The 21,887-nt window shown below is 71.7% G+C and carries 16 protein-coding genes; 10 read left to right on the forward strand and 6 right to left on the reverse strand.

The window, feature by feature from the left end:
- Positions 1–95 precede the first annotated feature (95 nt).
- A complete protein-coding gene (gene fabG / locus IB242_RS18230) occupies positions 96–833 on the forward strand; it encodes a 3-oxoacyl-ACP reductase FabG (RefSeq protein ID WP_192282888.1) in 738 nt (245 codons plus the stop codon).
- Between the two features lie 154 nt (positions 834–987).
- Here the strand turns inward: fabG and IB242_RS18235 are convergent, their stop codons facing one another.
- From IB242_RS18235 to IB242_RS18245, 3 genes are read right to left on the reverse strand one after another with little or no spacing between them, the layout of a single operon-like run.
- Positions 988–1,779 (reverse strand): glycosyltransferase family 2 protein, encoded by a 792-nt coding sequence (locus IB242_RS18235; RefSeq protein WP_192282889.1) that lies wholly within the window; start codon positions 1,777–1,779, stop codon positions 988–990.
- Positions 1,772–2,563, reverse strand: coding sequence for a beta-ketoacyl synthase chain length factor (locus IB242_RS18240; RefSeq protein ID WP_192282891.1), 792 nt, complete (start codon positions 2,561–2,563; stop codon positions 1,772–1,774). The genes IB242_RS18235 and IB242_RS18240 overlap by 8 nt, the downstream gene beginning before the upstream one ends.
- Complete coding sequence (locus tag IB242_RS18245; RefSeq protein ID WP_192283166.1) at positions 2,560–3,741, reverse strand: beta-ketoacyl-ACP synthase; 1,182 nt, start codon at positions 3,739–3,741, stop codon at positions 2,560–2,562. The genes IB242_RS18240 and IB242_RS18245 overlap by 4 nt, the downstream gene beginning before the upstream one ends.
- A 188-nt stretch (positions 3,742–3,929) precedes the next feature.
- Here IB242_RS18245 and IB242_RS18250 point away from each other — a divergent pair, with 188 nt between their 5' ends.
- Together IB242_RS18250 and IB242_RS18255 are read left to right on the forward strand one after the other, a co-directional pair.
- On the forward strand, positions 3,930–4,187 hold the full coding sequence (locus IB242_RS18250) for a YcgL domain-containing protein (RefSeq protein ID WP_192282893.1): 258 nt from the start codon (positions 3,930–3,932) through the stop codon (positions 4,185–4,187).
- Complete coding sequence (locus tag IB242_RS18255; RefSeq protein WP_192282895.1) at positions 4,180–7,491, forward strand: ankyrin repeat domain-containing protein; 3,312 nt, start codon at positions 4,180–4,182, stop codon at positions 7,489–7,491. The genes IB242_RS18250 and IB242_RS18255 overlap by 8 nt, the downstream gene beginning before the upstream one ends.
- 96 nt (positions 7,492–7,587) lie before the next feature.
- Here the strand turns inward: IB242_RS18255 and IB242_RS18260 are convergent, their stop codons facing one another.
- Entirely contained in the window at positions 7,588–9,417 is a 1,830-nt protein-coding gene (locus tag IB242_RS18260; RefSeq protein ID WP_192282897.1) for a monovalent cation:proton antiporter-2 (CPA2) family protein, read from the reverse strand.
- 243 nt (positions 9,418–9,660) lie between these two features.
- Between IB242_RS18260 and IB242_RS18265 the strand changes: the two genes are divergently transcribed.
- The 6 genes from IB242_RS18265 (at position 9,661) to IB242_RS18290 (ending at position 17,439) form a co-directional block, all read left to right on the forward strand.
- The gene (locus IB242_RS18265) at positions 9,661–11,934 is read left to right on the forward strand and encodes a TonB-dependent receptor (protein ID WP_225540828.1); all 2,274 of its coding nucleotides are present in this window, start codon (positions 9,661–9,663) and stop codon (positions 11,932–11,934) included.
- 224 nt (positions 11,935–12,158) lie between these two features.
- A complete protein-coding gene (locus IB242_RS18270; protein WP_192282899.1) occupies positions 12,159–14,429 on the forward strand; it encodes a TonB-dependent receptor in 2,271 nt (756 codons plus the stop codon).
- Positions 14,430–14,458: 29 nt separating this feature from the next.
- Positions 14,459–14,737: a hypothetical protein gene (locus tag IB242_RS18275; RefSeq protein WP_192283170.1), complete on the forward strand. Its 279-nt coding sequence runs from the start codon at positions 14,459–14,461 to the stop codon at positions 14,735–14,737.
- Positions 14,727–14,999 carry a hypothetical protein gene (locus IB242_RS18280; RefSeq protein WP_192282901.1) on the forward strand — a complete coding sequence of 91 codons (273 nt, stop codon included), beginning with the start codon at positions 14,727–14,729 and terminating at the stop codon, positions 14,997–14,999. The genes IB242_RS18275 and IB242_RS18280 overlap by 11 nt, the downstream gene beginning before the upstream one ends.
- Complete coding sequence (locus tag IB242_RS18285; protein ID WP_192282903.1) at positions 14,996–16,576, forward strand: PepSY-associated TM helix domain-containing protein; 1,581 nt, start codon at positions 14,996–14,998, stop codon at positions 16,574–16,576. The genes IB242_RS18280 and IB242_RS18285 overlap by 4 nt, the downstream gene beginning before the upstream one ends.
- 116 nt (positions 16,577–16,692) lie before the next feature.
- Complete coding sequence (locus tag IB242_RS18290) at positions 16,693–17,439, forward strand: energy transducer TonB (protein WP_192282905.1); 747 nt, start codon at positions 16,693–16,695, stop codon at positions 17,437–17,439.
- A gap of 96 nt (positions 17,440–17,535) precedes the next feature.
- Here IB242_RS18290 and rho read toward each other — a convergent pair whose 3' ends face one another.
- Together rho and trxA are read right to left on the reverse strand one after the other, a co-directional pair.
- Positions 17,536–19,218, reverse strand: coding sequence for a transcription termination factor Rho (gene rho / locus IB242_RS18295; protein WP_192282907.1), 1,683 nt, complete (start codon positions 19,216–19,218; stop codon positions 17,536–17,538).
- 219 nt (positions 19,219–19,437) lie between these two features.
- Positions 19,438–19,773, reverse strand: coding sequence for a thioredoxin TrxA (trxA, locus tag IB242_RS18300; RefSeq protein WP_192282909.1), 336 nt, complete (start codon positions 19,771–19,773; stop codon positions 19,438–19,440).
- 209 nt (positions 19,774–19,982) lie between these two features.
- Here trxA and rhlB point away from each other — a divergent pair, with 209 nt between their 5' ends.
- Positions 19,983–21,698 (forward strand): ATP-dependent RNA helicase RhlB, encoded by a 1,716-nt coding sequence (gene rhlB / locus IB242_RS18305; RefSeq protein ID WP_192282911.1) that lies wholly within the window; start codon positions 19,983–19,985, stop codon positions 21,696–21,698.
- Positions 21,699–21,887 lie beyond the last annotated feature (189 nt).

The following is a 21,887-nucleotide window of genomic DNA, read 5'->3' on the forward strand; positions in this document are numbered from 1 at the left end:
ATCGAATGACGCGGTTCGCCTCGCCGCATCGGCCGCCGCCGCTATCGAAGCCGCCGCATGGCGCGCGCTCCCCCGGCGGCTTCTACAATGCGCGCATGACGAACCCCACTTCTCCACGCCGCGCCCTGGTCACCGGCGGCAGCGGCGACATCGGCGGCGCGATCTGCCAGGCGCTGGCCACCGCCGGCATGCAGGTCATCGTGCATGCCAACCGCCAGGTCGAGCGCGCCGAGAGCGTCGTCGCGGCGATCCGCGCGGCGGGCGGCCAGGCGCAGGCGGTGGCGTTCGACGTCGCCGATGCCGAGGCGGTCGGGCCCGCGCTGGACACGCTGCTCGGCGAGGGCCGGATCGACGTGGTGGTCAACAACGCCGGCATCCACGACGACGCGCCGATGGCCGGCATGAGTGCGGCGCAGTGGCAGCGGGTGATCGACGTGTCGCTGCACGGCTTCTTCCACGTGACCCAGCCGCTGCTGCTGCCGATGGCGCGTGCGCGCTGGGGCCGGGTCGTCAGCGTGTCCTCGGTGGCCGCCGTGCTGGGCAACCGCGGCCAGACCAACTACGCCGCGGCCAAGGCGGCGCTGCACGGCGCGTCGAAATCGCTGGCGCGCGAGATGGCCAGCCGCGGCATCACCGTCAACGTGGTCGCGCCGGGCGTGATCGCCGGGGCGATGGCCGATGCGCAGTTTCCGGCCGAAATGGTGAAGCAGATCGTGCCGGCCGCGCGCGCGGGCCGGCCCGAGGAGGTCGCCGCCCTGGTCGCGTTCCTGTGCTCGGAGCAGGCCGGCTACATCAACGGCCAGGTGATCGGCATCAACGGCGGCATGGGCTGAGACCGCGCCGACGGCCGGGCCTCGCCGGCGTCGTCATCGACCTCGAAGCGGGACCGGCGTCTGCGCCGCAACCCTCCGGCAGGCGCCACGGCGATGCGGGATCGACGGTGTCCCGTGATGGTCCTGCGCCGTGACGGCCGCGGCCGCACGCCGCTCAGCGCCCGTCGTCGACCTGCGGCTGCTGCGCCCGCACCCGCCCGTACTCGCGCCAGACGTCGCCGTGGGCGATGACCTGGCGGACCACATGCGAGGTGATGCGGTACAGGTCGCGCAGCGGGCGGAAATGGCTGCGGCGGAATCCCTTGCCGTCCTCGGCGCGGTAACGCGTCTCGATCGGGATCGACACCGCGCGCACGCCGAGCCGGCGCGCTGCCGAGATCAGCAGCTGCGCCTCGAACACGAAGTCCTCGCCAGGCACCTCGCCCATCGCGCAGACCGATGCCGGGTAGTAGCGCTGTCCGCTCTGGGTGTCGGCGATGCGGTAGCCGGCGGCCCAGCCCACGCCCCAGTCGCCGAAGCTGTTGGCCAGGCGGCGGTGGGTCGGGCACTGCGCGCGGTGACGCAGGCGCGCGCCGATCACGATGTGGTGCGGATGCCGTTCGGCGGCGGCGATCAGCCGCGGAATGTCGGAGGGATCGTGCTGGCCGTCGCCGTCCATCGTCACCACGCCACGCGCGCCGGCGGCCACGGCCGCGGCGAAGCCGGTCCGCAGCGCGGCGCCCTTGCCGCGCCGCTGCGGGTGGCGCAGCAGGTGCACCGGCAGGCCATCCAGGCAGCCGGCGGTATCGTCGCTGGAGCCGTCGTCGACCACGATCACCCAGGGCGCGTGCCGCAGCACCTGCTCGACCACCTCGCGGATCCGCAGCGATTCGTTGAGTGCGGGAATCACCACGGCCACGCCGCCGGGATGGGACTCGGAGGTGTTCAGCACGATCGCATCAGTCATGGTGCAGCCCGATCCGCAGGACATGGTCGCCGCCCGCCGGCAGCAGGGTCTGGTCCGCCCCGGCGGCCAGCGCGTCGAACAGGGCCAGCATCGGCAGCGAGGCGTTGCCGTCGCCGATGCCGGGCACCGGGGCGGTGGCCACGCCGGCGCGGCTGTCCACCGTGATCCCGACCCGGCCCGGCGCGGTGCCGCGCGCGAGCACCAGCGCGGCGCCCAGCAGGCCGGCGCTCGGCGCGACCTCGTGCAGCGGCCCGGGCGACGGGCCGTCGTAGCCGACCAGCAGCACGGCCTCGGCGCCTTCGGCCAGCTGCGCCAGCGCGTCCAGCAGCCCCATCGCGAACCCGGCCGGGCCGGCGCTGAGCGCGGTGGCCGGCTGCATCGCGCCGGTGCCGATGGTCCAGTAGCCGGCGGCCGCGTTGTGCACCGAATTGTGGAAGCGGGTGGGGGAGACCTCGGTCGGCGCGCGCGCCAGGGTCTCGCACAGGTGATCGGTGATCGACAGGTCGCCGTAGGTCGAGGCGAACACCGACGACAGCGTCGCCGGTGCGCGTCCGGCCATCGTGCAGGCGGCCTGCGCGGCCTGCAGCGCGACCAGCACGGTGTCCGGCGCGCGGCGGCGTTCGTTGGCCGGCAGCAGCGCCGGCGCCGGGCGGCGGATTGCCGGGTCGCGCGCGGCCTGGCCGGCGCGGATCGCCCGGAACGCGTCCCAGTCGGCGACGCCGTCGGCCCACAGGCCGATGCCTTCGATGGTCGCGCTCAGCGGAATGGAGGCGGAAGCAGTCATGCGCGGCCGAACACCAGGGAGCAGTTGTTGCCGCCGAAGCCGAACGCGTTGTTCATCGCGTGGACGATCGGCCGCTGGGCATTGTCGAAGCGGATCTGCGGCCCGCACGCCGGGTCCGGCGCGTGGCTGTTGAGGGTGCCCGGCAGCAGCCCGTCCTGCAGCGCGATCAGCGCGAACACCGATTCGACGATGCCGGCCGCGCCGAGCGTATGCCCGGTCCAGCCCTTGGTCGATCCGGCATGCAGCGTGGCCGGGAACACCCGCGCCACGGCCTGGGCCTCGACGCTGTCGTTGGCCGGGGTCGAGGTGCCGTGCAGGTTGAGATAGCCGATGGCGTCCGGCTCCAGCCCCGCGCGGGCCAGCGCATCGCGCATCGCGCGCTCGGCGCCCACGCCTTCCGGGTGCGGCGCCGACATGTGGTGCGCATCGCTGGATTCGCCGTAGCCGAGCAGCCGCAGCGTCGCCTCGGGGGCGGCCGCGGTGCGCTCGATCAGCGCGTAACCACCGGCCTCGCCCAGCGACAGGCCGTCGCGGTCGCGGTCGAACGGGCGGCAGGGCTGCGCGGACACCAGCTGCAGCGCGTTGAAGCCGTACAGCACGCTGCCGCACAGCGTGTCGACGCCACCGACCACCGCGGCATCGGCGACGCCGGCCGCGATCAGCCGCGCCGCATGCGCGAACACCTTGGCGCTGGACGAGCAGGCGGTGGCGATGGTCATCGTCGGTCCGGCCGCGCCGGTGGCCAGGGCGACGAAGTCGCCCAGCGCATGCGGGGAATGGACCTGCCTGCGCGCCAGCTCCGGCGGGAAACGCCCGTCGGCCAGTGCCTGGTAGGCCAGTTCGGTCTCGCCGATGCTCGAGGTCGAGGTGCCCATCACCACCGCGACCCGCGCCGCGCCATGGCGTGCGACCGCCGCGGCGACCCTGTCGCGGAAGCCATCCTGCTGCAGCGCGTGCCATGCCAGCCGGTGGTTGCGCGAGTCCCAGGTCGACAGCGCGGCCGGCAGGGCCTCCTGCTCAAGCCCGTCGACCCGGCCGATCCAGCAGTCCAGGCCGCGCGTGTCGAAGTCGTTGCGCCGCAGGCCGCTGCGCCGGTCGCGCAGGCCACTGCGTTGCGCGTCGATGCCGGCGCCGAGGGCGGTGGTCGCGGTCCACGCGCTGATGGCCAGCGGGGCGATGCGGGATCGGTTGGGCGGGGACAAGGTGGCGGCGGCGGCGAATGGTCCGGGAGTATAGCCACAGCCCATGTCGTCGCTGGTCTTGATGAAGATGAACCTGCCGCGGCCGATAAGCACCGTCCTTCCGTGTGCGCCGGTTTTCCGACACAATCCCCCGATTCCCCCGGTGCAGGGCGCCGCGCGCTCGCATGCAAGCCTACGTCTACAAGAGCCTGCGCAAGGCCGATACCTACGTGTTCCTCGCCGAGCGCGAGGGATTCACCCGCATGCCCGATGCAGTCCGGCAGCAGCTCGGTGAGCTGTCGTTCCTGCTGGAGGTGGCACTGGATGCCGGGCGCCGGCTGGCGCAGTCGGATCCGCAGGTCGTGCGCGCCAACCTGCGCACCCATGGATTCCACGTGCAGTTCCCGCCGACGCTGACCGGAGCGGTGCGTCGCGATGGGTGACGCCACCGCCCGCCGCCTGCGCGCGGTGCCGGTCGCCGCTGCGGGCGCGGGTGCGCTGCTGGCGCTGCTGACCGGATTCGGCGGCGTGGCCGCCTGGATCGGTGCCTGCCTGGCGCAGCCTGCGTTCGCGCTGGCCGTCGCCTGGGGCCGCGGCATGCGGGAACCCGCGACCAGCTGGCCGCGCGCCGGCCGCGCGCTGCTGCCGCTGGCGCTGGTCTGGGGCGGCGGCCTGCTCGCCACCGGGCTGCTGCTGGCCTGGCCGCTGCGCGCGCTGCTCGACAGCGGCAGCCTGGGTGCCGCGCTCGGCCTGAGCGCGATGGCCAGCGCCGCGCTGCTCGGGCTGTGGCGGACCTGGCCGCTGTGGCATGCGCTGGAACGGCGCGGTGGCCGCCTGCCGGCCCTGTGGCAGCGCCTTGCACGGCAGGACACCGGTGGCTGGCGCGGCCTGCAGGTGGCATTGCCGGTGCTGGCACTGCTCGGTGGCGCCTTCGCGCTCGGCTGGCCGGACCTGGTGCCTGATGCCTGGCGCTGGCCGGCGGCACTGGCCTATGCGCTGTTGTCGCCGCTGCTGCACCTGGCCCTGCAGCGTGTCCCGGCGCCGGAAGAGATCGCGGTGCCGCTGGATTTCCTGGCGACGGCCGAGGCCCCGGCTGCGAGGCCGGCCAGCGTCGAACCGTTGCCCACGGACGAGGCCCTGGTCGCCGACCTGTTCGCCGCCGCGCGCGTGGGCCGGGTCGACCGCGCGCTGCAGTTGCTGGAGGCAGGCGCCGATCCCAACGCGGCCGCGCCCGCCGATGCGCGCGACCAACGCAGCCTGGCGGTGCTGGCCTCGGTGCTGCCCGACCTGCGCCTGCTGCGCGCGCTGATCGCGCGTGGCGCCACGCTCAATCCGCAGGCCGACGCGATCGCGCCGCTGCTGGCGGCCACCCGCGACAGCTGGCATGGGCGCCCCGAAGCGGTGATGACGCTGCTGGCCAATGGCGCCGATCCGCGCGCGACCGATGCCGACGGCCATACGCCGCTGCATCACGCCGCACGCAGCACCGACCCGGCCGTGGCCGCGCTGCTGCGCGACGCCGGCGCCGAGATCGACGCGCTCAACCACGATGGCTTCTCACCGTTGGGCGTGGCCTGCATGGCCGGCAACTGGCGGATGGCCAGGTTCCTGCTCGAGCGTGGCGCGCGTGCCGAACCGTCTGGCGGGCAGCCCGCGCTGCTGGCCGCGGCCGCCACCGAGGAAGACGACGCCGCCGGCGTGCAGCTGCTGCTCAAGAACCGGGCACGGGTGGGCACGCCCGGTCGCAATGCGCGCACCGCGCTGCACGAGGCCGCGCTGGCCGGTCATGCCGACATCGTCGCCGCACTGCTGGCCGCCGGCGCCGACCCGCAGCTGCGCGACGCGGCCGGCCGGGCGCCGTGGATGGAAGCCGTGCGCGCCCTGCACGCGGGCGTGTTCGAGCAGCTGGTCGAGCACCGGATCGACGTCGCCATGGTCGATGCCGAAGGCCGCAACGCGGTGATGCTGGCGGTGGCGGGCGAGCGTCCCGCGCTGCCGCTGGTGCGGCGCCTGCTGGAGCTGGGCGTCGACCCGGCGCAGCCGGACCGGCATGGCCGGCGCGCGGTCGACCTGGCCGCCGAATCCGGCCGCTGGTCGATCGTGGCCGCGCTGGACCCGGAGTACCCGCTGCCGGTGGCGGTGGCCGAGACGATCGCCGACGGCGCCAGCCAGGGCGACGAGCGCCCGCCGCTGGCGCTGCTGCGCGACGGATTGCGGGCCGGTCGCCTGGACGGCCTGCCGGCGCTGGCGCGCCTGTGCGCGCCGGCCGAACTGGGCGGGCTGCTGCACGACCCGACCCTGCGCGGCCAGCCCGCGTCGCTGGCGTGGCTGCTGGCGCACGGCGCCGACCCGGACGTCCTGCATGAAGGCAGCACGCTGTTCGCGCGCCTGCTCGGCGACGGTGGCGAGGCCGCGGCCTGCCTGCAGGTGCTGCTCCGGCAGGGCGTGTCACCGGCCGGAAGCGGCGGGCTCGCGCGCTTCCTGGCCAGCTGCGTGCAGCGCGACCAGGCCGCGCGCGGGCACGAGCAGCTCGCGCTGGACCTGCTCGGCGCCGGCGCCGATCCGTTCGCGGCCTCGGCGGCCGGCGACCCGCCACTGTCGCTGGCGGTGCGGCTGGGCTGGCTGCGGCTGCTGGCGGCACTGCTGGAACTGGGCGTGGACCGCGAAGCCCGTGACAGCCACGGCATGACCGCGCTGCATCTTGCCGCCGCGCTGGGCCGCGAATCGGCGCTGCGCCGGCTGGTCGCGCACGGCGCCTCGCCCGACGCGCGCGCCGCCGACGGGCAGACGCCGCTGGGCGTGGCCCTGGCCAGCGGGCGCCGCGATCTCGCCGACTGGCTGGACTGGCGCGGCTGGCCGCTGCCGCGGCGCCCGCTGCGGGCCTCGGATGTGGTCGCCGCGGCGATGGCCGGCGATGCCGATGCGATCCGCCGGCTGCTCGAACTCGGTTTCCCGGTCGATGCGGTCGATGCCCAGGGCTGTACCGGCCTGCTGCGTGCGGCCGGTGGTGGCCATGCCGCGGCGGTGGACCTGCTGCTGGCCCGCGGTGCCGATCCGCAGCATGCGGCGCAGAGCGGCGCCACCGCGCTGTCGGCCGCGGTGAGCATGCGCCAGACCGCGATCGTGGCCGCGCTGCTGTCGGCCGGTGCCGACATCGAACATCGCCTGCCGGGCGGCGTCACCGTGCTGATGCTGGCCTCGGCGCTGGGCCTGGCCGACATCGCCGCGCGCCTGCTCACCGCCGGCGCCGACATCCATGCCGGCGACGGCCAGGGCCTGGCGCCGCTGCATTGCGCGGCGCTGTACGGCTTCACCGGCCGCGACAAGCAGCGCCTGCTGGCCCTGCTCGACACCCTGCTGCTGGCCGGCGCCGAGCCGGACCAGTCGGCCGCCGGCGGCGTCACCCCGCTGCTGCTGCTGCTCGGCGCGCGTGCCGAGCCGGGCAGCGCCTGCGACGAGGCGGTGGTGCTGGCCGGCCTGGAGCGGCTGCTCGAGGAAGGCGTGGGGCTGGACACCCAGGATCCGCGCGGCTTCGGCCCGCTGCACCTGGCCGCGCTGCACGGGCTTGGCGGCGTGGTCCAGCGCCTGCTCCGCGCCGGCGCCGATCCCGACCTGCGCGACACGCTGAACCGCACGCCGCGCGAGATCGCGGTGATGCGCGGGTTCATCGATGTCGCCGCCGAGTTCGCACCGGTCGTGCCCGGGGTGTCGTCGATGGCGCGCTTCCTGCGCGAACCGCGCGCCTGAGCATCCCGTGCGCATCGGCCGGTTGCCCGGCCGGCGCGCGCGGGGCAGGGACGTCCGCGCTGGACCGATCGGACAGCGCGCGTGGCACGCGCGTGCTCAGGGTGCGCGTGCGGTCGCTGCGTCCGGTGGCGTCCCGGTGTCCGGCGTCTCGCTCGAATCGGCCTCGAACAGGTCCATGAGGTCCTGCCGCGCCTGGCGCGAGCTCTGCACCACCGCCGCGTCATCGTCGTAGACCAGGTACTGCTCGCGCAGCAGCGCCTCGTCGTGTTCGCGGAAGCGGGCCACGTGCGCGTCGGCCACGGCGTCCGGCTCGCCCAGTTCCCGCAGCACCCTGGCGCCCATGTCCAGGCTGCTGCCGAACAGCTCGCGCACCGGCTCGGCGGACAGGTCCATCAGGCGCCAGGCATGCTGGCGGTTGCGCGCCCGCGCCAGCACCCGCGCGTGCGGATACAGGCGTCGGATCAGGCGCACCGTGCGCAGGTTGGTGTCGGGATCGTCGATGCAGACCACGAACACGCGCGCGTGCGCGGCGCCGGCGGCGCGCAGCAGGTCCGGCCGCGACGGGTCGCCGTAGTAGATGCGCCCGCCATTGCGGCGCACGTCCTCGACCTGGGCCGGGCTGTGTTCCAGGGCGACATAGGGGATGCGCCGGGCCGCCAGCAGCCGCGCGACGATCTGGCCGAAGCGTCCGACGCCGGCGATCAGCACCTGCGGCTGCAGACCGGCGTCGGGCGCATCGTAGGCCGGTGCCTGCGGCGCGGCGGCGCCATGCGCCTGGCGATGCCGCATGCGCCGTTCCAGGGCCAGCATCAGCAACGGCATCAGCGCCATCGACACGCCGACGATCGCCACCAGGCGGTCGTGGTTCTCGCCGCCGATCAGGCGCACGCGCAGCGCTTCATGGAACACCACGAAGGCGAACTCGCCGCCCAGCCACAGCGTGCCGCCGAGCAGCAGCGCATTGCGCAGCGGCAGTTTCGCCGCGCGGCCCACCGCGACCAGGACGCTGAACTTCACCACCAGCAGCAGGGCGACGCCGCCGCCGATCAGCAGCGGCTCGTCGACGATCCGGTCCAGGTCGATGCCCATGCCCACCGCGATGAAGAACAGCCCCAGCAGCAGTCCCTTGAACGGCTCGATCTGGGATTCCAGTTCGTGCCGGTACTCGGAATCGGCGAGCAGCACGCCGGCGATGAACGCGCCCAGGCCCGGGCTCAATCCGGCCTGCTGCATGATCCAGGCGCTGCCGAGCACGGCCAGCAGCGTGGTCGCGGTGAACACCTCCGGCGCCTGCGTGCGCGCGACCATGCGCAGGCCGCGGTGCATCAGCAGGCGCCCGCCGAAATAGACCAGGGCCAGCGCCCCCAGCGCGTGCAGCACCATGCTCCAGGTCAGGGTCTCGTCCTTGGCGCCGCCCAGCAGCGGAATCACCGCCAGCAGCGGGATCGCGACCAGGTCCTGGAACAGCAGCACCGCGAACGCGAGCCGGCCGTGCCCGCTGCCCAGTTCCTTGCGTTCGGCCAGCAGCTGCAGTCCGACCGCCGTGGAGGACAGCGCCAGGCCGAGGCCGGCGACCAGCGCGCCCTTCCAGTGCAGCCCGAAGGCGAGCAGGGCGCCGCCCAGCAGCAGCGCCGACACCAGCACCTGCGCGCCGCCGGCACCGAACACCGGCCGCCGCATCAGCATCAGCCGCGCGGGCGACACTTCCAGGCCGATCACGAACAGCAGCATCACCACGCCGATCTCGGAGGCGCCCAGGATCCGGTCCGGATCCTTGACCACGCCGATCCCGTCCGGGCCCAGCAGCACGCCGGTGGCCAGGTAGGCCAGCACCGCGACCAGACCGAGCCGGCGGAACAGCGGCACCGCGATGATCGCGGCGATCAGCAGCACCAGGGCCAGTTCGAGGCTGATGCCGGTACTCATGCGGGGGTGTCCATCGGCGGAATTATGCGCCGTGGATCAAGCGGCAGGAGGCGTTTTCGGGCGCGTGCTCAGCGCCTGTTGCGGACCGACGCTCCGAGCGCGCGGCACACCATGAGAATCATTCCCCGTTGCGAATGGTTTCCATCCATGGTCGAATTAACGACGATTTCACATGGCGGATCATTCCCGCCCCCGGCCAGCCGACGCCACGCCGCCTCCCTCTTCAGATCCGGAGTGCCCTGCATGCGTGTCCGTCGTTCCCGGCTTGCCCTGGCCGTGCTGTGCGCGTTGCTGCCCGTCGCGCCGCTCATGGCCCAGCAACGCGCGCCCGAGGGTGCCGTGGACCCGGCCACGCTCGGCACCGTCCTGGTCCGCGGCGAGAAGACTGAACGCAGCCTGCAGGAGACGGCCGCCAGCGTCGCGGTCACCACCTCCGTGCGGATCGAGCAGGAAAACCTGCGCAGCCTGGCCGATGTGCTCGAACGCACGCCCAACGTGGCCGAGTCGTACGGTGCCCGCGACTTCACCATCCGCGGCATCGGCAACGCGGGCGGCGAGGTCAATCCACTGGCCACGATCTACCTGGACGGCGCGGCGCTGGCCACCCAGGTCACCGGCAACGGCCCGACCGAGCTGTGGGACGTGGCCCAGGTCGAGCTGTTCCGCGGCCCGCAGTCGACGATCCAGGGCCAGAACGCGCTGGCCGGCGCGATCGTGATCCGCACCGAAGACCCGACCTTCGACTGGAACGGTCGCGCCCGGGTGCTGCTGTCCGACCCGTCGGATCGCCGCGTCGCGTTCGCCGGTGGCGGGCCGCTGATCGCCGACGAACTGGCGTTCCGCGTCGCGGTGGAGGACCGCAACTTCGACGGCTTCACCCGCAACATCACCCGCAACACCGGCGAGGACGCGGCCGAGTCGACGTTGTCGCGCGCCACCCTGCTGTGGACGCCTGCGGCGATCGAGGGCCTGCGCGTGCGCCTGTCCTATACCCATGACGAGCGCGAGGGGCCCTACATGTACGCGTATGCCCGCAGCGACGTGCCGGACTACTACGACAACCGGATCAATACCTCGGACCATCCGAACACCACCCGCGCCCGCACCGATGTCGGCACGCTGGAGATCGATTACGCCTTCAGCGACGCCTGGTCGCTGAGCGCGGTCAGCGGCTGGAGCGATGCGCTGATGCGCCGCAGCTACGACAACGACAACAGTCCGGTGCCCGAGCAGTACGGCAGTACCCATGAGCCCTACAAGGTGCTGTCGCAGGAGTTCCGCCTGCACTACGCCGGCGATGCGCTGCGCGGCCTGGTGGGCCTGTACGGCGCGCGCCGCAGCTACGACCGCAGCCAGATCAGCAACATCCGCATCGCCACCCCGGTGGCCACCATCGCCGGCGTGCTGCAGGGCGCCGGCCTGCCGGCGGCCAACGCCAATGCGATCGCCGGGATGTACGCGGCCGCGCTGCCGTCGATTCCAGTGGCCTACGACGCGCGCAACACCGGCGAGTCGGAGAACCTGGCGCTGTTCGCCGATGGCGAGTACCGCTTCAACGACACGTGGGCGGCGATCGCCGGCTTCCGCTACGACCGCGAGACCTACGGCTTCGAGTCGCTGACCGAGGCCGGTTTCACCGGCACCCTGCCGGATCCGGCCGCATTCGGCAGCGCGCTGGTCCCGGCGATCACCGGCATCAACAACGCGGTGCTGGGCATGGTCGCCCAGGCCGGCGCGCGCACGCCGTGGAACGACAGCGAATTCACCGCCTTCCTGCCCAAGGCCGGGCTGCGCTGGTCGTGGCATGCCGACCGCTCGCTGGCGTTCACCGCGCAGCGCGCCTACCGCTCCGGTGGCACCAGCTACAACGTCGCCCGCAGCCAGCCCTTCGCCTACGACCCGGAGTACACGCTCAACTACGAGCTGGCCCTGCGCACGCAGTGGCTGGACGGGCGGCTGCAGTTCAACGCCAACGCCTACTACATCGACTGGAAGGACAAGCAGACCTACGTCTATTTCGGCCTGAACAGCTACGACTACCACGTGGTCAACGCGGGCAAGGCGCACCTGTATGGCCTGGAGGCCGAGCTGCGCCACCGGGTCACGGCCGCATTCGACTGGTACGGCGCGGTCGGCTGGTCGCGGACCCGCTATGACGAATTCACGCTGGCGGCGGGTGCGCTGCAGACCGACTACGCCGGCAGCGAGTTCGCCTATGCGCCGCGCTGGACCGCGGCGCTGGGCGGCAACCTGCGCTGGAGCGAGGGCTGGTTCGCCAATGCGAACGTCAACTTCCGCGACCGGGTCAACGTGGATGTGGGCGCCGGCAACAACGTGCTGTCCTCGCGCACCCTGCTCAACGCGAAGCTGGGCTACGAGAACCTGGACTGGAGCACCTACGTGTTCGGCAGCAATCTGCTGGACCGCGGCTACACCCAGTACGCGTGGCTGGACGATCCCAACGTCACCCTCGGCGCGCCGCGCGTGGTCGGCATCGGATTCGAATACCACTGGTGAACAAGGTGACCGGCTTCGGCCGACACTGCCGGGTCTCCGACCCTGGCGGGCCGGCCCGTGGCGACCGCGACCGGATGAACGCGGTCGCCTGATGCGTGCTCGTATTGCGAATGGTTCGCATGTGTGATCGAATTAACGCCGATTTCACATTGTTGGTCGCCTTCGCGACCCGGCCAGCCGACGCCACGCCGCTCTTCCCACGTTCCGTCGTCCGGAGTGTCTTCATGCGTGTGCGTCGTTCCCGGCTGTCCATCGCGGTGCTGTCCTCGTTGCTGCTGTCCTCGTCCGTCCTCGCCCAGTCCGCGCCGGACGGCGCCGACCCGGCCACGCTGGACACGGTGCTGGTCCGCGGCGAGAAGACCGAACGCACGCTGCAGGAGACGACCACCAGCGTCGCGGTGAGCACCTCGCAGCGGATCGAGCAGGAAACGCTGCTGACCCTGTACGACGTGCTCAACCGCACCGCCAACGTGTCGCAGATGTACGGCGACCGCGGCTTCACCATCCGCGGCATCGCCGACGAGGCCGGCGCGCCCAATCCGCTGGCCACGATCTACCTGGATGGCGCGGCGCTGCCCAGCCACATCGCCGATGCAGGCCCGACCGACCTGTGGGACATCGCCCAGGTCGAGATCCTGCGCGGCCCGCAGTCGACCATCCAGGGCGAGAACGCGCTGGCCGGCGCGATGGTGCTGCGCACCGAGGACCCGGGCATGGACTGGAGCGGGCGCGCGCGCGCGCTGCTGTCCGATCCGTCCGACCGGCGCATCGCGTTCGCCGGTGGCGGTCCGCTGGTGGCCGACCAGCTCGCGTTCCGGGTGGCGGTCGAGGACCGCAGCTTCGACGGCTTCGTCTACAACCCGACCCGCGGCGCCATGGAGGATGCGCGCGAGTCGACGATGGCGCGGGCCAAGCTGCTGTGGACCCCCGCCGGCATCGACGGCCTGACCGCGCGGCTGACCTTCACCCGCGACGATCGCGCAGGCCCGTACATGTACACCTACGCGCGCAACGACGTGCCCGATTACTACCGCAACCGGATCAACACCTCCGACTACCCGTCCCGCAGCGATCTGCTGGCGAAGGTGGCCACGCTCGAGGTCGATTACGCCGTGTCCGATGCGTGGTCGCTGGGCTCGGTCACCTCGCTCACCGACGTGGCGATCACGCGCAGCTACGACACCGACCTCACCGCGCGCCCGGATGCGCACGGCGACACCGACGAGCAGTTCGACACGGTCTCGCAGGAGTTGCGCCTGCACTACAGCGGGCAGCGACTGCGCGGCCTGGTCGGTGTCTACGCCTCACAGCGCGAGATGGACCGCGACCAGCTCAACCGGACCAACGTGGTGACACCGGTCGGCACCATCGCCGGCGTGCTGCAGGGCGCCGGCCTGGACGCGGCCACCGCGGGCTTCGTCGCCCGGACCTACGCGCAGGCGCTGCCGGTGATCCCGGTCGACTACACCGCCACCAACCGGTCGCGCGCCCGCAACCTGGCGCTGTTCGCCGATGGCGAGTTCGCGCTGACCGACCGGCTGTCGCTGCTGGGCGGGTTCCGCCAGGACCGCGAGGAGTACCGCTTCGGCGCCCAGGCCACCGCGCTGTTCGCCGGCACGCTGCCCGACGCCAGCGCCTTCGGCACCGCGCTCGCGCCGGCCATCACCGGCATCAACCGTGCGGTGCTGGCGATGGTCCAGCAGGCCAACAGCCTGACCCCGGAAAGCACGCGCCGTTTCGATGCGTTCCTGCCGAAGCTCGGCCTGCGCCAGGCCTGGACCGATGACGTGTCGACCGCCCTGGTGATCCAGCGCGGCTACCGCTCCGGCGGCTCCACCTTCAACATCGCGCGCGGCCAGAACTTCGCCTACGACCCCGAATACACCTGGAACGCCGAGCTGTCGCTGCGTTCGCAGTGGCTGGACGACACGCTGACGCTCAACGCCAACCTGTACTACATCGACTGGGAGGACAAGCAGGTCGGCGCGCTGTTCGGCATCAACGAATTCGACTCCCACACGGTCAACGCCGGCAAGGCGCATCTGTACGGCTTCGAGCTGGAGGCCAGCCACCGCATCGGCACCGCGTTCGACTGGTACGGCTCGGTCGGCTACTCGCGTACCCGCTACGACGAGTTCCTGGCGGTCGCTGGCGCCCAGGTCGACGATTACGCCGGATCGGAGTTCGCCTACGCGCCGCGCTGGACCTTCGCCATCGGCGGCAACCTGCGCTGGGCCGAACACTGGTTCGCCAACCTCAACCTCAATCACCGCAGCCGGGTCAGCCCGGACATCGGCGCCGACGCGAAGTGGCTGCCGGCCCGGACCCTGCTCAACGGCCGTTTCGGTTACGAGAACCTGGACTGGAGCGCCTACGTGTTCGGCAGCAACCTGCTGGACGAGCAATACACCCAGTACGCCTGGTCCGACGGCAGTCCGAACGTGATCCTCGGCGCGCCGCGCGTGGTCGGGATCGGCTTCGAGTACCGCTGGTGATCACAGCACACGCAGCCGAGGCCGCCACGATGACCGTGCTCTACCTGCTGCTGGCCATGTTCGCCGGCATCGCGTTCTACCTGGCCAGCGCGCACCAGCGGTTGCGCCCCGGCCTGCGTGCGCGCAGGCGCGCGCTGCGCGTACTCGGATGGTCGGGCAGCGTGCTGTCGGCCGCCGCGGCGATCGCCGCGCTGGGCGTCTGGGCCGGGCTGTTCGCCGCGCTCACCGCGCTGATGCTGGCGCTGGTGCTGCTGCCCTGTGTCGATGCGTGGTGCCAGCAGCGTGGAGGGCGCGCCGATGTGGGCTAGGTCACTCGCCGCCGCACTGCTCGGCCTGCCGCTGACGGTGGCGATCATCGGCCTGCTCGCCCTGGTGTGGCCGGGCGATCCGACGCGCACCACACTGCCCTGGCTGCTGCTCTCGTTCCCGCTGTGGACCGCGGTGATGTCGCTGGCGTTCATCGCCCGCAGCGGTCTGCGCGCCTGGCTGTGGATGGGCGGCGCGACCCTGCTGTGCTTCAGCCTGATCCACGTGGTCAAGCTGCTGGGCTGGGTGGAGCTGCCGGCATGAAGGCGTCGACGCTGCGCACCTATCTGTCGGTGCATACCTGGGTCGGCCTGATCGCCGGGCTTGGCCTGTTCATTGCCTTCTACGCCGGCGCGCTGACCGTGTTCGTGCATGAGCTGCAGGACTGGGAGCGTGCAGGCAAGCAGACGCCGGTGGAGGTCTCCGCCATCGAGGGCCACGCACAGGCGCAACGGCTGCTCGACGCCGTGCTGGCCGCGCATCCGGCGTCGGCGCACAGCGTCTATCTGGTACTGCCCGGCGAGCACGGCCCGCAGCCGACGCTGTACTGGTACGACGAAGTGGCTGCGGTCCAGCACAGGTTCTCCCTCGATGCGTCCGGCGCGCTCCAGCAGGCGCCGGGTCGCTCGGGCTTCGTCGACTTCATCTACGACCTGCACTTCACCGCCGGCCTGCCGCGTACCGGTGGCATGTACCTGTTCGGCGTGTTCTGCGTGCTGTACGGCCTGGCCCTGGTCAGCGGCGTGGTGCTGTACGCGCCGGCCTTCCTGAAGGACCTGTTCGCGCTGCGTGTCGGCAGGAACATCAAGCGGATGTGGCAGGACGCGCACAACGTGATCGGCGTGCTGTCGCTGCCGTTCCATGTGATCTTCGCCTGGTCCGGCGCCGTGCTGACCATCGGCTTCCTGCTGCTGGCGCCGTTCCAGTTCCTGGTCTACGACGGAAAGCTGCTGAAGCTGCTGGAGTCGGACTTCGACATCGCCCCGCATGTGGAGCCCGCCAACGTCGCCGCGCCGATGCTGCCGGTTGCCGAGCTGCTGCGTCGCGCCGAGCTGGCGTTGCCGGGCATCGCGGTCGAAAGCCTGTCCTACCACGACGCCGGCGATGCCAACGGCCAGGTCACCCTGCGCGGCGAACTGCCGCAGCGGCGCCTGAACCACATGGGCGGCGTGGCGCTGAACCTGGCCAGCGGCGAGGTGATCAACGCGCTGGGACCGAAGGACTATCCGCCCGGCATGGCCTTCCTGCGCAGCCTGCAGATGCTGCACTACGGCCACTTCGGCCAGGCCGCGGTGAAGTGGCTGTACTTCGTGCTCGGCCTGGCCGGCGCCTTCCTGTTCTATACCGGCAACCTGCTGTGGATCGAGGCGCGGCGCAAACGCCGCCAGGTGCAGCAGCCGCGGCGCACCCGCTTCGTCGCGTCGCTGACGCTGGGCGTGTGCCTGGGCTGCGTGGCCGGCATTTCGGCGTTGTTCGTCGCCGACAAGCTGCTGCCGGGCGCACCGGCGGATCTGGTCTACCACGCGGTGTTCTTCGCCTGCCTGGCCTGGGCCTGCGTGCGCCGTCCCGCGCATGCAGGCCATGAGCTGCTGCTGCTGTGCGCGCTCCTGACCGCGCTGGTCCCAGTTGCCGGCATCGTCGCCAGCGGCGCGCTGCCGTTGAGTGCGCTGTGGCACGGCGACTGGACCTTCCTGCTGGTCGACGTCACCGCGCTGCTGATGGCCTGGGGCTTCTGGCGGATGGCACGCGCGACCCTGCGCCGTGGCCGCTGCGGAGATCCGAACAGTCTCTGGGCGCTGCCCGCCAGCACCGCCGGGGCCGGTCGGTCCGCGACGCGCTAGACTGCGGCCGACTCCACTGCCGGGGAAGGATTCCCATGATGCGAATGGCGTTCTGTGTCCTGATGCTGCTGTCCTGCCTGGCGGTCGCCTCGCCACGCAGCCAGCTCGAGGCCAGCATGCTGGTCGAAGGCGAGATCGACGTGGACGCGCAGGGCGGTGTGGAACGCTACACCCTGAGCCAGCGCGAGAAGCTGCCGCCGGATGTCGTCGATCTCATCGATGCCCACATCGCCACCTGGCGCTTCGAGCCGATGCATGTCGATAGCCGGCCGGTGGCGATCCGCAACAAGATGGGCCTGTTGCTGGTGGCGGTGCCCAGCGGCGAGGGCCTGGTCAGGATCGAGATGCGCAACCTGAGCTTCTACCCGGTCGAAGAGCAGGGGCATGAGCTTGAGGTGGTGTCCATGGCGGCACCCGTCTATCCCAGGACGGCGGCCGATAGAGGCGTCAGCGGGACGGTCTACCTGGTCCTGCGCATCGGCACCGATGGCCGGGTGGAGGATGCCGCGGTCGAGCAGGTCAACCTGCGGGTCGTTGCCTCCCGGGTGGAGATGGAGCGCTGGCGCGGCGTGCTGGCCAGAAGCGCGGTCGACAAGGCGCGCACCTGGACCTATCGCCGCGCGATACGCGGGGAGAAAGCAGGCAGCACCGAACCTGTATTCGCGCGTGTGCCGGTGGCGTTCTCGCTGGATCGGCGGGAGCCGCGCTACGGCCGATGGCAGGCCTATGTTCCAGGTCCGCGTCAGCCCGTGCCCTGGCTGCCGGCCGATGACGGGACGCCGCCGGATGCACTCGCGTCCGGCGGTCTGTATCCGATCGGCAAGGAGGGTGGCCTGCGCCTGCGGGACGCACCGGGCGGTTGATAAGCCGCCGGAGGGCACCCGCCGATCCGTTCAGACGGAAAAGGCCCCGCGCGCTGGCGGGGCCTTTCGTGTGGTGCTGCCGGAATGCGTTCCGGGTCAGCGCCGCATCGAGCCGAAGAACTCGTCGTTGGACTTGGTGTTCTTCATCTTGTCGAGCATGAACTCCATCGCGCCGATCTCGTCCATCGGATGCAGCAGCTTGCGCAGGATCCAGATCTTCTGCAGCAGGTCCGGCTCGATCAGCAGGTCCTCGCGGCGGGTGCCCGAGCGGTTGATGTCGATCGCCGGGTACACGCGCTTCTCGCCGATGCGGCGGCTCAGGTGCACTTCGGAGTTGCCGGTGCCCTTGAACTCCTCGTAGATCACCTCGTCCATCTTGCTGCCGGTGTCGATCAGCGCGGTGGCGATGATGGTCAGCGAGCCGCCTTCCTCGACGTTGCGGGCCGCGCCGAAGAACCGCTTCGGGCGATGCAGCGCGTTGGCGTCGACACCGCCGGTCAGCACCTTGCCGGAGCTGGGCACGACGTTGTTGTAGGCGCGGGCCAGGCGGGTGATCGAGTCGAGCAGGATCACCACGTCCTTCTTGTGCTCGACCAGGCGCTTGGCCCGCTCGATCACCATTTCGGCGACCTGCACGTGGCGCGCGGCCGGCTCGTCGAAGGTCGAGGAGATGACCTCGCCGCGCACCGTGCGCTGCATTTCGGTCACTTCTTCCGGACGCTCGTCGATCAGCAGCACGATCAGGTGCACGTCCGGATGGTTGCCGGTGATCGCCGAGGCCACCTGCTGCAGCATCATCGTCTTGCCGGCCTTGGGCTGGGAGACGATCAGGGCGCGCTGGCCCTTGCCCTGCGGGGCGATCAGGTCGAGGATGCGGCCGGTGATGTCCTCGGTCGAGCCGTCGCCGCGCTCCAGGCGGAAGCGCTTGCGCGGGAACAGGGGCGTCAGGTTCTCGAACAGCACCTTGCCCTTGCTCGCTTCCAGCGGCTCGCCGTTGATCGTGTCGACGATGTTCAGCGCGAAGTAGCGCTCGCCGTCCTTGGGCCAGCGGATGCGGCCGGAGATGTGGTCGCCGGTGCGCAGGTTGAAGCGGCGGATCTGGCTGGGCGAGATGTAGGTGTCGTCCGGGCCGGCCAGGTAGCTGGCCTCGGCCGCGCGCAGGAAGCCGAAGCCGTCCGGCAGGATTTCCAGCACGCCGTCGGCGGCGACGCCTTCGCCGTGGCGGGTCAGCACCTTGAGCAGGGCGAAGATCACGTCCTGCTTGCGGGCGCGGGCCACGCCTTCATGGATCTGCAGCTGCTCGGCGATCTCCAGCAGCTTGTGCGCCGGCATCCGCTTCAGGTCGCCGAGCGAGTACTGCGGGAAACCTTCGGGCACGCTCGGATGCGGGCGGGCGACGTGCGGCTGCTGATGGCCGCCGTCGTCCTGCATGCCGCCATCGTCGCGGCGGCCACCGCGCTCGCGGTCGCGGCGGTTGCGGAAGCGCTCGCGGCGGTTCTGGCGGTTGCCGCCTTCGCGGTCGCGCTGTTCGCCATCCTGGCCGGACGGCTGGCCGCCGCCGGCATTGCCGGATTCGGCGGAAGGGGCGGGCGGGGGGGCATCAGCGCCGGGCGCTGGCGCCGCCTGGGTGGAGGCGGGCGCGGCCGGTGCAGGCGCTGCGGGCGGGGTGTCGGTGGCGACGGTTTCCGGAGACGTCTTCGGGGCGCGCTGTTTGCGCACGCGCTTCTCGGCGGGTGCGTCGTCGCTCCCGGTCGCTTCAGGCAGGGTGTTCTCGGACAAGACTGCGATTCCTCGCTGGAAGATGCGAGCGCCCAGAACGGGCGGATGGACTCGTGGGTAGGAAAAACCGGGATTCCGGAGAAGCGGATCCAGGCAGGTGCGGCCGCGGTGGCGAACCGGATCCACGCGACACTATCATCGCGCCGCGGCTGGCGGCAAGCGGAGTGTGGCGGCGGTTCAGGCGGCGCTGGGACGGCGCGAGGGCCGTCCGGCCGGGGCTCAGGCGGCTGCCAGGCCCTTGTCGATCATCTGGGTCAGCTGGCCCTTGCCGACGGCGCCGACCTGGGTCGCCTGGACCTGGCCGTCCTTGAACAGGAGCAGCATCGGGATCGAGCGCACGTGGTACTTGATCGCCAGCGCGCGGTTCTCGTCCACGTTCACCTTGGCGACCTTGAGCTTGCCGTCGTAGGCGTCGGCCAGATCGTCCAGAACCGGGGCGATCATCTTGCAGGGACCGCACCATTCGGCCCAGAAGTCGACCAGGACCGGCTCGCTGGACTGCAGCACGGCGGCGTCGAAATCGGCGTCGCCGACGTGCATCACCTTGTCGTTCACTTGCTGTCTCCGTGGGGTTGCTCGTGCACGGACGGCGGGGCAGCCCGCGCATTGGGTTAAACTGGGGCGTTCCGCGGATAAGTCAAGAGGGGTTGGGACCCCGCCGACGACCGCACGACCCGGCGCCGCGCGCAGTGTGCTGCGGCCGGGAAACCGATGCAAGGCCAGCGCCCGTGTCCCGCGGTGGTGGCCATCAAGAAGACTGGATGATGAGCGACAAACCGCTGACCGATGTGACCTTTTCCTCGTTCGACCTGCACCCGACCCTGCTCGCGGGGCTGGAGGGCGCAGGCTTCACCCGCTGCACGCCGATCCAGGCGCTGACCCTGCCCGTGGCGCTGCCCGGCGGCGATGTCGCCGGGCAGGCCCAGACCGGCACCGGCAAGACGCTGGCGTTCCTGGTCGCGGTGATCAACCGCCTGCTGACCCGCCCGGCGCTGGCCGACCGCAAGCTGGAGGATCCGCGTGCGCTGATCCTGGCCCCGACCCGCGAACTGGCGATCCAGATCCACAAGGACGCGGTCAAGTTCGGTGCCGACCTGGGCCTGCGCTTCGCCCTGGTCTACGGCGGCGTCGACTACGACAAGCAGCGCGAACTGCTGCAGAAGGGCGTGGACGTGATCATCGCCACCCCGGGCCGGCTGATCGACTACGTCAAGCAGCACAAGGTGGTGTCGCTGCATGCCTGCGAGATCTGCGTGCTGGACGAAGCCGACCGCATGTTCGACCTGGGCTTCATCAAGGACATCCGCTTCCTGCTGCGGCGCATGCCCGAGCGCGGCACCCGCCAGACCCTGCTGTTCTCGGCCACCCTCAGCCACCGCGTGCTGGAGCTGGCCTACGAGCACATGAACGAGCCGGAGAAGCTGGTCGTCGAGGCCGAGACCATCACCGCCGCACGCGTGCGCCAGCGGCTGTACTACCCGGCCGACGACGAGAAGATCCCGCTGCTGCTGGGCCTGCTGTCGCGCAGCGAAGGCGCGCGCACGATGGTGTTCGTCAACACCAAGGCCTTCGTCGAGCGCGTCGCGCGCGCGCTGGAGAAGGCCGGCTACCGGGTCGGCGTGCTCTCCGGCGATGTGCCGCAGAAGAAGCGCGAGACCCTGCTGCGCAAGTTCCAGGCCGGCCAGCTCGAACTGCTGGTGGCCACCGACGTGGCCGCCCGCGGCCTGCACATCGATGGCGTCTCGCACGTCTACAACTACGACCTGCCGTTCGACGCCGAGGACTACGTACACCGCATCGGCCGCACCGCGCGCCTGGGCGCCGAGGGCGACGCGATCAGCTTCGCCTGCGAGCGCTACGCGATGGGCCTGCCGGACATCGAGGCCTACATCGAGCAGAAGATCCCGTCCGAGCCGGTCACTGCCGAACTGCTGACCGCGCTGCCGCGCCCGGAGCGCGTGCGCGTGGAAGGCGAGGAGGGCGACGACGCCGAAGAGAGCGTCGGCGAGATCTTCCGCGAGGCCCGCGCCCAGCGTGCGGCCGAGGAGGAAAAGCGTGGCGGCGGTCGTCGCAGCGGCAGCAGCGGTGGCCCCGGCGGCCGTGGCCGTGGCGAACGCCGCACCGATGGCGAGCGTCCGCGCCGCAAGCCGCGTCCGGCACCGGGCGAGGCGACCGAGGCCGGCGCTGCGGTGCCGCCGCAGGCGGCCGATGCCGTCGCGCCGGTGCCGAAACCGGCTGCGCCGGCGGTGGAGGCGGCGGCCGACGGCGAGCGCGCACCGCGCAAGCGGCGTCGCCGTCGTCGCGGCAAGCCGGTCGATGGCGCCGCTCCGGCGGCCGGGCAGGAGCAGGCCGGTCCGGGCAACGTGCCGGCACACAAGGTTGCGCCCGCCAAGCAGGCACCTGCGGCGTCGGCCGGTACCGGCGGATCGTTCCTGGCCCGTCTCGGCCGCAAGCTGCGCTCGCTCGTTTCGGGGCACTGAAGCGCAGCCGTCCTGCCGCGTGCCGGCGGGATGCCCGCGATGGACGCTGGCGGCCGTTCTGCGCTGCCAGCTGACGTGCCATGACAGGCATGCGACCGCATTCGTGCGGCCGGCATGCCGTTCGTGCACGCGCGACCACCGTCCGTGTCATCGCCTGTCGCGCCGCGCAGGGTGCGCCTGCATAATCGG

Source organism: Xanthomonas sp. XNM01 (assembly GCF_014851915.1).
Classification (GTDB): domain Bacteria; phylum Pseudomonadota; class Gammaproteobacteria; order Xanthomonadales; family Xanthomonadaceae; genus Pseudoxanthomonas.